Origin of the sequence: Pseudomonas sp. NBRC 111124 (assembly GCF_001320245.1) — a bacterium.
GTDB lineage: Bacteria > Pseudomonadota > Gammaproteobacteria > Pseudomonadales > Pseudomonadaceae > Aquipseudomonas.
The window spans coordinates 15999-29722 of sequence record NZ_BCBA01000018.1 but is presented as its reverse complement, the minus strand read 5'-3'; the positions used below and the strand labels follow the sequence as shown (position 1 = coordinate 29722).

The window sequence follows — 13724 nt, the reverse complement described above, 5'->3', positions numbered from 1 at the left end:
CGGCTTCAGCCGCGAAGAGGCCAGTACAGACGCTAAAAAGCTATCACCCCTTCCACACTTGGGGATTCACCAGATCCCGCGGCCGCTCGCCCAGCAGCGCCGCACGCAGGTTCTCCATCGCGCGGTTGGCCATTGCCTCACGGGTCTCGGCAGTCGCCGAGCCGATGTGCGGCAAGGTCAGCGCATTGGGCAGCCGGAACAGCGGCGATTCGCTCAGCGGCTCCTTTTCATACACATCCAGGCCGGCGCCGCGAATCGTGCCGTTCTGCAACGCCTCGATCAACGCCGCCTCGTCGACCACCGGGCCCCGGGCGATATTGATCAGGAACGCGCTCGGTTTCATCAGCTTCAATTCACGGGCGCCGATCAGCTTGCGCGTGGCATCGGACAGCGGCACCACCAGGCAGACGAAGTCAGACTCCGCCAGCAGTTGCTCCAGGCTGCGGTACTGGGCGCCCAGTTCCTGCTCCAGTGCAGTCTTGCGGCTGTTGCCGGCATACAGGATCGACATGTTGAAGCCGAGGCGGCCACGGCGGGCGATGGCGGCGCCGATGTTGCCCAGGCCGACGATGCCCAGCGTCTTGCCATGCACGTCACTACCGAAGTGCGATGGCGCAACGGTCGCCTGCCAGTTGCCGGCCTTGGTCCAGGCGTCGAGTTCGGCGGTACGGCGGGCGCAGCCCATGATCAGCGAGAAACCCAGGTCGGCGGTGCTTTCGGTGAGCACGTCGGGGGTGTTGGTCAGGGCGATGCCGCGCTCGTTGAAGTACTCGACGTCGTAGTTGTCGAAGCCTACCGAGACGCTGGACACCACTTCGAGCTTGCCCGCACCTTCGAGCTGGGCGCGACCGAGCTTGCGGCCGGCGCCGATCAGGCCGTGGGCCTCTGGCAGTGCTTCGTTGAACTGGGCACTGATGTCGCCGAGCTTGGGGTTCGGCACGATCACGTTGAAGTCTTGCTGCAGGCGCTCGGCCATGGCCGGGGTGATGCGGCTGAAGGCCAGGACGGTCTTTTTCATCGGGCAACTTCTCTGCAAGGCGGTGGGTCGATTGATTGATTAGCAACCTACCATTGTCCACCGCCGCCTTGCAGCAGCTTTTTCAGTTGGCGATCAGCAACTCATGGGTTTTCAGGTCGGCCTCATGGGCCGCCAGAATCTCCGGCAGCGAGTTGCGCAGGTACTCGACCCACGTCTTGATCTTGGCATCCAGGTATTGGCGCGACGGGTAGATGGCATACAGGTTCAGCTCCTGAAGCCGGTACTCCGGCATCACCCGCACCAGGCTGCCGTCACGCAAGCCATCGATCACTGAGTAGATCGGCAGTACGCCCATGCCCATGCCGCAGCGGATCGCGGTTTTCATGGCATCCGCCGAGTTGACCTGGAACGGCGAGCTGGTGATGTTCACCAGTTCCTGGCCTTCCGGGCCGTCGAACAGCCACTTTTCCAGCGGGATCACCGGGCTGACCATGCGCAGGCAGGCATGCTTAAGCAGGTCGACCGGCTTTTGTGCAAAACCGTGCTTGGCCACGTATTCGGGCGAGGCGCAGACAATGCTGTAGGTGATGCCCAGGCGCTGCGAGACGAAACCGGAGTCCGGCAGCTCGGTGGCCAGCACGATGGACACGTCGTAGCCCTCGTCGAGCAGGTCGGGCACGCGGTTGGCCATGGTCAGGTCGAAGGTCACGTCCGGGTGCGACTCGCGGTAGCGGGCAATGGCATCGACCACAAAATGCTGGCCGACCCCGGTCATCGAATGCACCTTCAGCTGGCCGGCAGGCCGGGCATGGGCGTCGCTGGCTTCGGCCTCGGCTTCTTCGACATAGGTAAGGATCTGTTCACAGCGCATCAGGTAACGCTTGCCTGCCTCGGTCAGGGCGATGCGCCGGGTGGTGCGGTTGAGCAGCCGGGTTTGCAGATGGGCTTCCAGGTTGGAGACCGCCCGCGACACGTTGGCGGTGGTCGTATCCAGTTGCGCCGCGGCGGCGGTAAAGCTGCCTAGCTGGGCTACGCAACTGAAAGCACGCATGTTTTGCAGGGTGTCCATGGGTCACTCTCAAGGTAGAGGACAAAATTGTGTCACGAAGTAACGCGAATGTGCGTTCGACCAAAGCCGGATTATCGCTGTTTCGGTAACAAAGATTCGCAGGAATATACGCTTATCGCCAGTGCGGCGGCCCCCTAGAATTGCCCGGCCCCTCCACCTCTTCCTCGGGAAATCGCAGCTGTGCCGCGTCGCATCATCAGAACGCTTCAAGTGTTCAGTGCCTGTGCCCTTAGTTTCACCTTGAGCGGCTGTATCGGAACCTGGGGTATCGCCCCGCAAAGCAAGACCCTGCAAGCCAACACCTTGAGCACCGACGCGGCCATACGCGAAGCGGCCAGCGACGCGCACTGGCCCGACCAGCGCTGGTGGCAGGCCTATGGCGACCCACAACTCGACCGCTGGATCGACCTGGCCGTGGCCGGTAGTCCGAGCCTGGCCATGGCGGCGGCGCGTGTGCGTGAAGCCAAGGCCATGGCCGGCGTGGTCGAGTCGGCGGAAAAGCTCCAGGTCAACGGTGACGCCACCCTCAAACGGCACAACTGGCCCGAGGATCAGTTCTACGGCCCTGGCGCGCTGTCCGGCGCCAACACCTGGGACAACAACGCCGCCTTCGGCTTCAGCTACGCGCTGGACCTGTGGGGCCGCGAGCGCAACGCCAGCGAACAGGCAGTGGACCAGGCGCACATGAGCGTGGCCGAGGCCCGTCAGGCGCAGCTGGAACTGCAGAACAACGTGGTGCGTGCCTACATTCAGCTGAGCCTGCATTTTGCCCAGCGCGACATCGTCAAGGCCGAGCTCGAGCAGCAGGAGCAGATCCTGGCCCTGGCCAAGCGCCGCCTGGACGGTGGCATCGGCACCCATTTCGAGGTCAGCCAGGCCGAGGCACCGCTGCCTGAAACCCATCGTCAGCTCGACAGCCTCGACGAAGAAATCGCCCTGACTCGCAACCAGCTGGCGGCGCTGGCCGGTAAGGGCCCTGGAGAGGGGGCGCAATTGCAGCGTCCGACCCTGACCTTGGCGGCGCCGCTGCAGTTGCCATCGAACCTGCCCGCCGAACTGGTCGGCCAGCGCCCCGACGTGGTCGCCAGCCGCTGGCAAGTGGCGGCCCAGGCCCGTGGCATCGACGTCGCCCATGCGGGTTTCTTCCCCAACGTCGACCTGATCGGCAGCCTCGGCTTCATGGCCACCGGTGGTGGCCCGCTGGAATTTCTGACCGGGCGCAAATTCAACTACAACGTCGGCCCGGCGATCAGCCTGCCGATCTTCGACGGCGGCCGCCTGCGCTCACAGCTGGGCGTTGCCTCGGCGGGTTATGACGTGGCCGTGGCGCGCTACAACCAGACCGTGGTCGGCGCGTTGAAGAACATCTCCGACCAGCTGATCCGCCGTGAATCGATGAAGGAACAGTCGCACTTCGCCGCCGAGTCGGTGGCCGCGGCGCAGAAGACCTACGACATCGCCACGGTGGCCTTCCAGCGCGGCCTGACCGACTACCTCAACGTGCTCAACGCGCAGACCTTGCTGTTCCGCCAACAGCAGGTGCAACAGCAGGTGCAGGCGGCGCGCCTGATCGCCCATGCCGAACTGGTCACCGCCCTGGGCGGCGGTCTGCAGGCCGGCCAGGACGCGCCGAAGGAAGAGCGCCAGGCCGCACCGAAAACCCCGGCCACCCTGGCCATTTTCGACAAGAAGCCGGATAACGCCGAATGAGCACTTCCAGTTTGCCCGTGCGCTGGCTGCAGAGCCTCGAATGGCGCCGGGGCTTTTTTGCCTGGGCGCGCACCGACGGGGTGACCTGGGTCTACATCTTCAAGGTGCTGGCGGCCGCGTTCATCACCCTGTGGCTGGCTATGCGCCTGGAACTGCCGCAACCGCGTACGGCAATGATCACCGTGTTCATCGTCATGCAGCCGCAGAGCGGCCATGTGTTCGCCAAGAGTTTCTACCGGGTGCTTGGCACCTTGGCCGGCTCGGCGATGATGGTCGCGCTGATCGCAATCTTCCCGCAGAACACCGAGCTGTTCCTGCCCAGCCTGGCAGTGTGGGTCGGCCTGTGCTCGGCCGGTGCCATGCGCTACCGCACCTTCCGCGCCTATGGTTTCGTCCTCGCCGGCTACACCGCGGCCATGATCGGCCTGCCGGTGCTGCAGCACCCGGACCAGGCCTTCATGGCCGCGGTGTGGCGGGTGTTGGAGATCGCCCTGGGCATCTTGGTGTCGACCTTCGTCAGCGCCGCGATTTTGCCGCAGTCGGCCAGTGCCGCCATGCGCAACGCCTTGTACCAGCGTTTTGGCGTATTCGCCGGAGTGGTGGTCGAAGCCCTGCGCGGCGATAGCCAGCGCGACCGTTTCGAGAGCAGCAACGTGCGCTTCGTCGCCGAGGCGGTGGGCCTGGAAAGCCTGCGCAACGTCACCGCCTTCGAAGACCCGCACATGCGTCGCCGCTCTGGCCGCCTGGTGCGCATGAACAGCGAGTTCATGGCCATCACCACACGCTTCAACGCCTTGCACCGCCTGCTGGAGCGCCTGCGCGCCCGCGGCCCACTGCAGATCGTCGGCGCCATCGAGCCGGGCCTGAACACTTTGGTAGAGCTGTTGCAGCCCTATGTGGGCCGGGCGTTGACCGACGCCGATGCGCTGCGCCTGACCTTGGAGCTGGCGGCCTACAAGGAAGGCTTGCAGGCGCAGGTGCGTGGCCTGCGGGCCGACTATGTGGCAACCCAGCCCAGCGAATCCGACCTGCTCGATTTCCACACTGCGTTCGAGCTGCTCTACCGCTTTGTCGACGAGATGTACAGCTACGCCGAAACCCACGCCTCGCTGGCCGCGCACAAGCACGAACGCGAGCAGTGGGACGAGCCTTACGTAGCACAGACCAGCTGGCTGGTGTCGCTGGCTGCCGGTGTGCGTGCGTCGGCGGTGCTGTTGCTACTGGGCAGCTACTGGCTGATGAGCGACTGGCCCAGCGGCGCCATGATGACCCTGATCGCCACTGTCACCGTGGGCCTTTCGGCCGCTTCGCCTAACCCCAAGCGCATGTCGTTCCAGATGGCCTGCGGCACGGCGATCGGTGCCTTCATCGGCTTCTTCGAAACCTTCTTCGTGTTCCCCTGGATCGACGGTTTCCCGCTGCTGTGCATGGTCCTGGCGCCGGTCTTCGTGCTCGGTGCCTTCCTCTCGTCGCGGCCGGCGTACGCCGGTTACGGCATCGGCCTGCTGGTGTTCTTCGCCATCGGCTCGGTGCCGAACAACCTGACCGTCTACGACCCGTACAGCTTCATCAACGACTACATCGGCATGGTCATCGGCATGTTCGTCTGCGCTGCAGCGGGTGCGATCATCCTGCCGCCGAACAGCCGCTGGCTGTGGAGCCGGCTGGAGCAGGAACTGCGTGAACAGGTGCTGTTCGCCATCAGCGGGCGCCTGCGCGGCATAGGTTCGGCCTTCGAAAGCCGCACTCGCGACCTGTTGCACCAGGCCTATGGCCTGGCTGCCGGCAAGCCGCAGGTACAGAGCCAGCTGATGGGCTGGATGTTCACCGTGCTGGAAATCGGCCACGCCATCATCGAGCTGCGCAAGGAGCAGGACCGCGCGCCGATCCACCCGGCCTACGCCGAGTCGCAGCCGTGGCGCCAGGCCATTCGCGTCATGGGCCGCGCCCTGGCCCGCCTGTTCCTGCAGCCCAGCGCCAGCAACCACGAACGTGCCCTGGTCGCGGTGGACCACGCCATCGCCTGCGTGCAGGCCACCGACGAACCGTTTGCCCGGCACTTCGACACCTCGGTGCTGCGCCGTGCGCAGAGCTACCTGCACTTCATCCGTTCTTCCCTGCTGGACCCACAGTCGCCACTGGCACCGGCGAAAGGATTGAATCATGCCCCGTGAAATCGCCTTCCATGGCGTGTACATGCCCACCATGACCCTGATGTTTCTGTTCGCCCTGGGCCTGGCCTGGGGCCTGGACCGGTTCATCGCCAGCCATGATGGCTACCGCTTCTTCTGGCACCCGGCGCTGCTGCGCCTGAGCCTGTTCGTCTGCCTGTTCGGCGCCCTGGCGCTGTCGCTCTACTGGTGAGAATCCTTCGATGAAAAAGTTTTTCAGCCTGATCGCCACCTTGTTGGTGCTGACCGCTGCCGTGGTGATCGGTCGCCAGTTGTGGCTGCATTACATGACCACACCGTGGACCCGTGACGGCCGCGTGCGCGCCGACATCATCAACGTCGCCGCCGACGTGCCGGGCTATGTGGTGGATGTGCCGGTCAAGGACAACCAGCGGGTGAAAAAGGGCGACCTGCTGATCCAGATCGACCCTGAGCATTACCTGCTGGCGGTCGACCAGGCCAAGGCCCTGGTCGCTTCACGCAAGGCCACCTGGGAGATGCGCAAGGTCAACGCCAAGCGCCGCGCCGACATGGACAACCTGGTGATCTCCAAGGAAAACCGCGACGACGCCAGCAACATCGCCAACTCCGCCCAAGCCGACTACCAACAGGCCCTTGCCGAACTGGCAGCGGCCGAGCTGAACCTCAAACGCACCCATATCGTCGCCACCGTGGACGGCTACGTGACCAACCTGAACATCCACAAGGGCGACTATGCGCGGACCGGTGAAGCGGTGATGGCGGTGGTCGACGAGAACTCGTTCTGGGTGTACGGCTTCTTCGAGGAGACCAAGCTGCCGCATGTGAAGGTCGGCGACCAGGCCGAGCTGCAGATGATGAGTGGTGAGCGCATCAAGGGCCATGTGGAGAGCATCGCCCGCGGCATCTACGACCGCGACAATCCACAGAGCCGCGAGCTGATCGCCGACGTGAACCCGACCTTCAACTGGGTGCGCCTGGCGCAGCGGGTGCCGGTGCGGATCCACATCGATGAAGTGCCGGACGGGTTCCTGCTGGCGGCGGGGACGACCTGTACGGTGGTGGTGAAGCCGGGCGAGGAGTAAATGCTGCTAGTCGGGCCTGACATACGCAGGCCCGGACTCTAGCAGCAATTGATCCCAATCGTCCGGAGGGCGGCCGCTTAGCAGCATCTTCTGGAAAATTTTGTAAGCGTCGTCACTGCTGTCGTAGGCCCGCTTGCAAGATTCGTCATTGACCCACGCCAGCACGATGATGCGACTGGCAGTGTGGTAGCGAAAGAACAACCGGTATTGCTGGAAGAACTTTGCTCTGAACCAGTGCTTGTGGTCATCACCCAGCGTCGTGCCCTGTCGATACTCCGCTTTGGTCGGGTCCTGGGGGATCACATCAAATGCCAAGCGTCTGATTGCCGCCAGCCGCTTGAATGCATTCTTCTTCGTATAACCCGCTGGATCTCTCTGCATCTGGGCCTGAACTTGCGCGCTGAGCGCTTCCAGTTTGGCCAGGAACAGCGGGTGGGCAAAAACGGTCCATCCATGAATTACAAGCGGCTTCCTGTTCGCATCACTCATTCATCTTCCGCCGACAGAGGTTGATCCAGGTCGACCTCTGCATCCCCCACGAGCGTGTCGAGGCGAGCGATGAGGTCGGCATCGACAACCTGCAGCCGTTGGGGATTGGTTGCGATATCGTGAGCCAGAAAGTTCAGGAACTGGCCTAGCACGGGATCGTCTTCGGTTGCCTCCGCGCGGGTAAGTATCACCCCACCGTCAGGGCGAATCGAGTAATGGATCTTGTCACGCTTTTTCAAACCCAGTGCACGACGCACTGTTTCAGGAACGGTGGTCTGGTAGCGATCGGTCAACGTGGACTCGACTTCGAAGGTGGTAGCCATGGGTAGTGTCCATAGGGTTGCAACAACGCCCATCAAGGTAATGCGATCGCATTGTCTGGTCAATGCAGTCGCATTACCTGACTGATCAGCGGTTCAAGCAGCCCCCACCAACACCGGCACCTTGACCCGGTCAATCACCTTCGCGCTGATCGACGGATCCAGCAATCGCCCCAGTCGCGACAGGTGGCGGTGGCCCATGATGATCAGCTCGCAATCCAGTTCTTGTACCTTGGCGACAATCGCCTCGACCGGCTGCCCGGCGACCATGCAGCCCTGGCTGCTGAAACCGGCCTGTTGCAGCAGCGCCACCGCTTCGGCCACGGCGCGGTCGCCCAGTCGTTGTTCCTCGCAGGCGGCGGGGTATTCCTCCAGTTCCTCGGCGGTGTAGGGCGCGGGCTTGTCGTGCACTGCAAAGGTCGAGTCGATCGCCAGCAGCACGTGCAGTTCGTGTTCGCCGGGGCGGCAGTAGCGGCGGGCGGGAGTGAGCAGGGCGGCGTAAGCGGGTGAGGCATCGATGGCGATCAGGACGGGGCTGGGCATGGAGATCCTTGTTTGCAGCTGGCTGAGTGGTTGCCTGTCCGGGCCTCTTCGCGGGCAAGCCCGCTCCCACAGGTACACCGTAGGCTTCAAGTCCTGTGCTGTCCCTGTGGGAGCGGGCTCGCCCGCGAAAGGGCCGAACCTGCCATCCATCATTCTTGGCTCAATTCACTCACTGAATAAATGCCTCACCACGCACGAGCGCATTGCGTCTGGTGCAATCGGCCAACCTGCTAACATCGCCTTTCCCACAGCTGTAACGGAAAACGGCCATGCAACTCCCGGACATGAACCTGCTCGTCGCCCTCGATGCCCTGCTCGATGAAGGCAGCGTGGTCGGCGCCGCGCAGCGCATGAACCTGAGCCCGGCGGCGATGAGCCGCACCTTGGGGCGTATCCGTGATGCCCTGGGCGACCCGATCCTGGTGCGTGCCGGCCGTGGTCTGGTGCCGACGCCGCGGGCGCTGGCCCTGCGTGAGCAGGTGGCGGCGCTGGTGGAGCAGGCCGGTGAGGTGTTCCGCAGTGCCGATGAAGTCGACCTGCCTCGGCTCGATCGCGCCTTCAACATTCGCACCAATGACCTGTTCATCGCGTTGTATGGCGCCCAGCTGTTACGGCGCATGCACGAACAGGCACCGCGCACGGTGCTGCGTTTCGTACCGGAAAGCCCCGGTGGCGATGACGACAGCGTGCTGCGCGATGGGCGCACCGACCTGATCATCAGCTCGACCGTCGACCTCGGCCCGGAGATCAAGGTGCAGAGCCTGTTCCAGACTTACTATGTCGGCCTGGCCCGACGCGATCATCCGATCTTCGACCAAGCCATCACCCCTGACAGCTTTGCCAGTTATCCACAGATCAGCGTGTCCCGCCGTGGCCGCGCCAACGGGCCGATCGATGTCGAACTGGCTAACTTCAAGGTGCAGCGGCGGGTGGCGCTGATCACTCCGAGCTTTCACTCGGCGCTGTTCTCCCTGCCGGATTCCGACCTGATCCTGCCAATGCCGGCCAATATCCTCAACAGCGTGCACAAGCTCGGGCTGCCGTTGCGCTCGTTCGAGATCCCGGTGCCGCTGGAGCGGGTGACGGTACTGCAGGCCTGGCACCCGCGCTTTCATAACGACCCGGCGCATCGCTGGCTGCGCCAGACCTTGAAGGCCTGTTGTAGCGTCGATCCTTGAGCCGGATTGCGCCTGGCGCAACTTAAACCTGCCGAGAAGTCAGTTTTCGTCAGCATTCGACCTTCTTAGACTTGCTCCAGTCGCAAATTTGTTGCTGGAGATGTCTGCCCATGAGTTCCCTGTCCGCCCCTTCTGCCGCGATTGCCGTCGCCCCCGCGCCGGCCGCGCCTGCGCAGACGGCGTTCGGCCTGCGGGTGGTGGTCGGGCTGTTCGGCGTACTGTTGGCGGTGCTCTGCGCTGGCCTCAACGAGTCGGTCACCAAGATCTCTCTCGCCGATATCCGCGGTGCCATGGGCATCGGTGCCGACGAAGGCGCCTGGCTGCTGGCCGTTTACAGCGCCGCTTCGGTATCGGCCATGGCCTTCGCCCCTTGGCTTGCCACCACCTTTTCCCTGCGCCGCTTCACCATGAGTGCGGTCGGCCTGTTCGCCGTGCTCGGCTTGCTGCAACCGTTTGCCCCCAACCTGCACAGCCTGATGCTGCTGCGCGTGCTCCAGGGCTTCGCCTCGGGCGCCTTGCCGCCGATGCTGATGAGCGTGGCGCTGCGCTTCCTGCCACCTGGCATCAAGGTCTACGGCCTGGCCTGCTACGCCTTGACCGCAACCTTCGGGCCCAACCTCGGCACGCCGCTGGCTGGCCTGTGGACTGAATACGTCGGCTGGCAGTGGGCGTTCTGGCAGATCATCCTGCCCTCGGCGCTGGCCATGTTCTGTGTCGGCTGGGGCTTACCGCAGGACCCGCTGCGCCTGGAGCGTTTCAAGCAGTTCGACTGGCGCGGCGTGTTGCTCGGCCTGCCAGCCATCAGCTGCATCGTACTCGGCTTGTCGCTGGGCGACCGTTGGGGCTGGTTCGATTCGCCGTTGATCTGCTGGTTGCTGGGCGGTGGCGTGCTGCTGCTGGTGCTGTTCATGTACAACGAATGGTCCGAGCCGCTGCCGTTCTTCCAGCTGCGCATGCTGCAGCGGCGCAACCTCAGCTTCGCCTTGGTGACGCTGGCTGGCGTGCTCATCGTGCTGTCCGGCGTAGGCAGCATTCCATCGGCTTACCTGGCGCAGATCCAGGGTTACCGCCCGGCGCAGACCAGCCCGCTGATGATGCTGGTGGCCATGCCACAGCTGATCGCCCTGCCGCTGACTGCAGCGCTGTGCAATATCCGTGCAGTGGACTGCCGTTGGGTGCTCGCCACCGGCTTGGCCATGCTGGCGGTGTCGTGCGCGGGCAGTAGCCTGCTGACCAGCGAGTGGATTCGCGGCGACTTCTACCCGTTCTACCTGCTGCAGGTATTCGGCCAGCCAATGGCCGTGCTGCCGCTGCTGATGCTCTCAACCAACGGGATGACCCCGCAGGAGGGCCCGTTCGCTTCCGGCTGGTTCAACACCGTCAAGGGCCTGGCTGCCGTGATAGCCAGTGGTCTGCTGGATGCCTTGGGCACGCTGCGCCGGCACTTCCATTCCAATCACCTGGTGGACAGCCTGGGCAATGCCCCGCTGATCGACGACAACGCCGTGGGCCTGGCCAAACGTATTCACGACCAGGCGCTGGTGCTGACTTCGGCCGACCTGTACCTGGTCATGGCTTGCATCGCCGTGGCCCTGATCTGCCTGATCCCATTCGTGCCTACCCGGGTCTATCCGCCGCGCGCGGTGGCCTGAACCCTGGATGAATTCGAGACACTGAACATGACCAACAACCGCAAAACCCTTCTCATCGGCTCGGTGCTCGCCGTGGCCGTGCTGGCCGGTATCGTCGGCCCCTGGCTGTTCGGTAGCGACCACCGGCAGCGCACCAACGATGCCTATGTGATCGCCGATTACACCGTGGTCGCACCCAAGGTCGCCGGTTTCATCAAGGAAGTGCTGGTCGAAGATAATCAGCAGGTGCAGGCTGGCCAGTTGCTGGCGACCATCGATGCACGTGACTACCAGGCCGCGCTGGATGCCGCCCAGGCCCAACTGCTGGTGGCCAAGGCGCAGAGCGCCGATGCCCGTGCCACCCTGGAGCGCCAGGCTGCACTGATTGCTCAGGCCCAGGCGGCAGTGACGGCGGCCCAGGCTGAAGCCGCGTTCGCCGACCATGAGGTCAACCGCTACAGCCGCCTGGCCGAGCAGGGCGCCGGTACCGTGCAGAACGCCCAGCAGGCGCGCAGCCGGGTCGACCAGGCCCGTGCACGGCTGGCCAATGCCCAGGCGGCGCTGGTGGCAACACGCAAGCAAGTGGACATCCTCACGGCCCAGGTGGCCAGTGCCGATGGCCAATTGAAACGTGCCGAAGCAGGCCTGGAAAAGGCCCAGCTGGACCTGTCCTACACCCGTATCACCGCGCCGATCGACGGCATGGTCGGGGAGCGCGCGCTGCGCGTCGGCGCCTTCGTCAACCCAGGTGCACGCCTGCTGTCGGTGGTGCCGCTGCAGCATGCCTATGTGGTCGGCAACTTCCAGGAAACCCAGCTGACCCACGTGCAGCCCGGCCAGCCGGTCAGCATTAGCGTCGACACCTTCTCGGGTGAAACCCTCAAGGGCCATGTCGAGAGTATCGCCCCGGCTACCGGCGTGACCTTCGCTGCGGTGAAGCCGGACAACGCCACCGGCAACTTCACCAAGGTGGTGCAGCGCATTCCGGTGAAGATCGTCTTCGATGACGGCCAACCGCTGCTCGAACGCCTGCGCGTAGGTATGTCGGTCGAAGCGACCATCGACACCCAGGGCGACAAGCTGGCCGGCAAAGAGGTGAGCGCGCGATGAAACCTGCCGTACGCTTGAGCCCGCTGCTGCTGGCCGTGCTGATGGCCGGCTGCAGCCTTGGGCCGGACTTCCAGCGCCCCGCCAGCCAGGCACCACAGCACTGGGCAGCGCTGCAAGGCGAAGCCGCTGCCAGCCAGCCACACGCTGAACCGCTGGAGCTGCGTTGGTGGGAAACCTTTCATGATGCCCGCCTGAGCGCATTGATCCAGCGCGTTGCCGACAACAACCTCGACCTGCAGATGGCCAGTGCGCGCCTGTTGCAGAGCCGCGCCCTGCGCAGCACGGTAGCGGCCGATGAGACACCGTCGGTCGATGCCAATGTCGATTACAGCCGCGCCCGCAACAGCGCCCAAGGCCTGAGCGACCCCTCTGGCAACGCCGGTAAGTCAGCCTTCAACCTCTGGCAGGGCGACCTGGTCGCCGGTTGGGAGCTGGACCTCTGGGGCCGCGTGCGGCGCCAGGTGGAAGCGGCCGACGCCTCCGTGGAAGTGGCCGAGAACGACCGCCGTGGCGTGCTGCTGGCGCTGCTTTCGGAAACCGCCGGCAACTACATCCAGCTGCGCGCCGTGCAACATACCTTGGACGTGACCCGCGACAACCTCAAGGTCGCCGAGCACAGCCTGAAGCTTTCCCAGGACCGTCAGGCCGAAGGCGTCGCCACCCGGCTCGACGTGGCACAGGCCAGTGCCCAGGTCGCCTCCATCGAAGCACGCCTGCCAAGCCTGGAAGCCCGGCGCGACGACCTGATCAACGCCCTCAGCCTGCTCGCCGCCGAGCCGCCGCGCAGCCTGCAGGCCGAGTTGCTGCCGGGCGGTGAGCTGCCGGCACCGCAGCAGACGTTCGCCATCGGCTTGCCGTCCGAACTGGCCGAGCGCCGCCCGGACATCCGCCAGGCCGAAGCGCGCCTGCATGCCGCCACCGCGAGCATCGGTGTCGCCAAGGCCGATTTCTACCCAAGCATCCGTTTGTCCGGCAGCGTCGGCTTCCAGGCCATGCAGCTGGCCGATTTTGGCGGCTGGGATTCGCGTCGCTTCGCCTTCGGCCCGCAGTTGTCGTTGCCGATATTCGAGGGCGGCCGGCTTAAGGGCACCTTGCAACTGCGCGAGGCGCAGCAGCAGGAAGCGGCACTGAACTACCGCAAAGTGGTGCTCGGCGCCTGGCACGAGATCGACGATGTGCTACGCCTGTACAACGCCAGTCAGTTGCGTCGCGACCACCTGGCCGAAGCGGTGCGGCAGAACCGCATCGCCCTGGAAACCGCCCAGCGCCAGTATGTGGAAGGTGCGGTGGACTTTCTCAACGTGCTGACCGTGCAGGGTGCCTTGCTGGCCAGCGAAGAACAGTGGATCGACAGTTCGGCCGCGGTGTCGCAGGCGCTGGTGGGCCTGTACAAGGCCTTGGGCGGTGGCTGGCAGGCATTCGATGAGCAGCCGCAGAATTCTCACAGTTAGAGAGGGAGC

Annotated in this window: 13 protein-coding genes; 8 read left to right on the top strand and 5 right to left on the bottom strand. The window is 64.5% G+C overall.

Features of this window, described 5'->3' with window-relative positions:
- Positions 1–43: 43 nt before the first annotated feature.
- Together APH28_RS09125 and APH28_RS09120 are read right to left on the bottom strand one after the other, a co-directional pair.
- Entirely contained in the window at positions 44–1018 is a 975-nt protein-coding gene (locus APH28_RS09125) for a D-glycerate dehydrogenase (RefSeq protein WP_060508622.1), read from the bottom strand.
- A gap of 82 nt (positions 1019–1100) precedes the next feature.
- Entirely contained in the window at positions 1101–2048 is a 948-nt protein-coding gene (locus APH28_RS09120) for a LysR family transcriptional regulator (RefSeq protein ID WP_060508621.1), read from the bottom strand.
- A 180-nt stretch (positions 2049–2228) separates the two neighbouring features.
- Between APH28_RS09120 and APH28_RS09115 the strand changes: the two genes are divergently transcribed.
- From APH28_RS09115 to APH28_RS09100, 4 genes are read left to right on the top strand one after another with little or no spacing between them, the layout of a single operon-like run.
- Entirely contained in the window at positions 2229–3758 is a 1530-nt protein-coding gene (locus tag APH28_RS09115) for an efflux transporter outer membrane subunit (protein ID WP_060508620.1), read from the top strand.
- Positions 3755–5932: an FUSC family protein gene (locus APH28_RS09110; protein ID WP_060508619.1), complete on the top strand. Its 2178-nt coding sequence runs from the start codon at positions 3755–3757 to the stop codon at positions 5930–5932. Before APH28_RS09115 ends, APH28_RS09110 begins: the two co-directional genes overlap by 4 nt.
- A complete protein-coding gene (locus tag APH28_RS09105; protein ID WP_008097766.1) occupies positions 5922–6122 on the top strand; it encodes a DUF1656 domain-containing protein in 201 nt (66 codons plus the stop codon). The genes APH28_RS09110 and APH28_RS09105 overlap by 11 nt, the downstream gene beginning before the upstream one ends.
- Before the next feature lie 10 nt (positions 6123–6132).
- The gene (locus APH28_RS09100) at positions 6133–6993 is read left to right on the top strand and encodes an HlyD family secretion protein (RefSeq protein WP_060508618.1); all 861 of its coding nucleotides are present in this window, start codon (positions 6133–6135) and stop codon (positions 6991–6993) included.
- A gap of 6 nt (positions 6994–6999) precedes the next feature.
- Here APH28_RS09100 and APH28_RS09095 read toward each other — a convergent pair whose 3' ends face one another.
- From APH28_RS09095 to APH28_RS09085, 3 genes are all read right to left on the bottom strand, one after another.
- Positions 7000–7482: a type II toxin-antitoxin system YhaV family toxin gene (locus APH28_RS09095; protein ID WP_060508617.1), complete on the bottom strand. Its 483-nt coding sequence runs from the start codon at positions 7480–7482 to the stop codon at positions 7000–7002.
- Positions 7479–7805 carry a type II toxin-antitoxin system PrlF family antitoxin gene (locus APH28_RS09090; protein WP_060508616.1) on the bottom strand — a complete coding sequence of 109 codons (327 nt, stop codon included), beginning with the start codon at positions 7803–7805 and terminating at the stop codon, positions 7479–7481. The genes APH28_RS09095 and APH28_RS09090 overlap by 4 nt, the downstream gene beginning before the upstream one ends.
- 93 nt (positions 7806–7898) lie before the next feature.
- Positions 7899–8345: a universal stress protein gene (locus APH28_RS09085; RefSeq protein WP_060508615.1), complete on the bottom strand. Its 447-nt coding sequence runs from the start codon at positions 8343–8345 to the stop codon at positions 7899–7901.
- A 269-nt stretch (positions 8346–8614) separates the two neighbouring features.
- On the opposite strand from APH28_RS09085, the gene APH28_RS09080 reads away from it, so the two are divergent.
- The 4 genes from APH28_RS09080 to APH28_RS09065 all read left to right on the top strand — a co-directional run bounded on the left by APH28_RS09080 (position 8615) and on the right by APH28_RS09065 (position 13715).
- The gene (locus tag APH28_RS09080; RefSeq protein WP_060508614.1) at positions 8615–9523 is read left to right on the top strand and encodes a LysR family transcriptional regulator; all 909 of its coding nucleotides are present in this window, start codon (positions 8615–8617) and stop codon (positions 9521–9523) included.
- 110 nt (positions 9524–9633) lie between these two features.
- Positions 9634–11175 (top strand): MFS transporter, encoded by a 1542-nt coding sequence (locus APH28_RS09075; RefSeq protein WP_060508613.1) that lies wholly within the window; start codon positions 9634–9636, stop codon positions 11173–11175.
- A 27-nt stretch (positions 11176–11202) separates the two neighbouring features.
- Positions 11203–12264 (top strand): HlyD family secretion protein, encoded by a 1062-nt coding sequence (locus tag APH28_RS09070; RefSeq protein ID WP_060508612.1) that lies wholly within the window; start codon positions 11203–11205, stop codon positions 12262–12264.
- On the top strand, positions 12261–13715 hold the full coding sequence (locus APH28_RS09065; RefSeq protein WP_060508611.1) for an efflux transporter outer membrane subunit: 1455 nt from the start codon (positions 12261–12263) through the stop codon (positions 13713–13715). The genes APH28_RS09070 and APH28_RS09065 overlap by 4 nt, the downstream gene beginning before the upstream one ends.
- The last annotated feature ends 9 nt before the right edge of the window (positions 13716–13724 follow it).

Excerpts from the sequence above, each read along its gene's own strand:
- APH28_RS09075 (WP_060508613.1), top strand. The coding sequence starts at position 9,634 with ATGAGTTCCCTGTCCGCCCCTTCTGCCGCGATTGCCGTCGCCCCCGCG.
- APH28_RS09120 (WP_060508621.1), bottom strand. The coding sequence starts at position 2,048 with ATGGACACCCTGCAAAACATGCGTGCTTTCAGTTGCGTAGCCCAGCTA.
- APH28_RS09080 (WP_060508614.1), top strand. The coding sequence starts at position 8,615 with ATGCAACTCCCGGACATGAACCTGCTCGTCGCCCTCGATGCCCTGCTC.
- APH28_RS09095 (WP_060508617.1), bottom strand. The coding sequence starts at position 7,482 with ATGAGTGATGCGAACAGGAAGCCGCTTGTAATTCATGGATGGACCGTT.
- APH28_RS09090 (WP_060508616.1), bottom strand. The coding sequence starts at position 7,805 with ATGGCTACCACCTTCGAAGTCGAGTCCACGTTGACCGATCGCTACCAG.
- APH28_RS09065 (WP_060508611.1), top strand. The coding sequence starts at position 12,261 with ATGAAACCTGCCGTACGCTTGAGCCCGCTGCTGCTGGCCGTGCTGATG.
- APH28_RS09105 (WP_008097766.1), top strand. The coding sequence starts at position 5,922 with ATGCCCCGTGAAATCGCCTTCCATGGCGTGTACATGCCCACCATGACC.
- APH28_RS09110 (WP_060508619.1), top strand. The coding sequence starts at position 3,755 with ATGAGCACTTCCAGTTTGCCCGTGCGCTGGCTGCAGAGCCTCGAATGG.
- APH28_RS09085 (WP_060508615.1), bottom strand. The coding sequence starts at position 8,345 with ATGCCCAGCCCCGTCCTGATCGCCATCGATGCCTCACCCGCTTACGCC.
- APH28_RS09100 (WP_060508618.1), top strand. The coding sequence starts at position 6,133 with ATGAAAAAGTTTTTCAGCCTGATCGCCACCTTGTTGGTGCTGACCGCT.
- APH28_RS09070 (WP_060508612.1), top strand. The coding sequence starts at position 11,203 with ATGACCAACAACCGCAAAACCCTTCTCATCGGCTCGGTGCTCGCCGTG.
- APH28_RS09125 (WP_060508622.1), bottom strand. The coding sequence starts at position 1,018 with ATGAAAAAGACCGTCCTGGCCTTCAGCCGCATCACCCCGGCCATGGCC.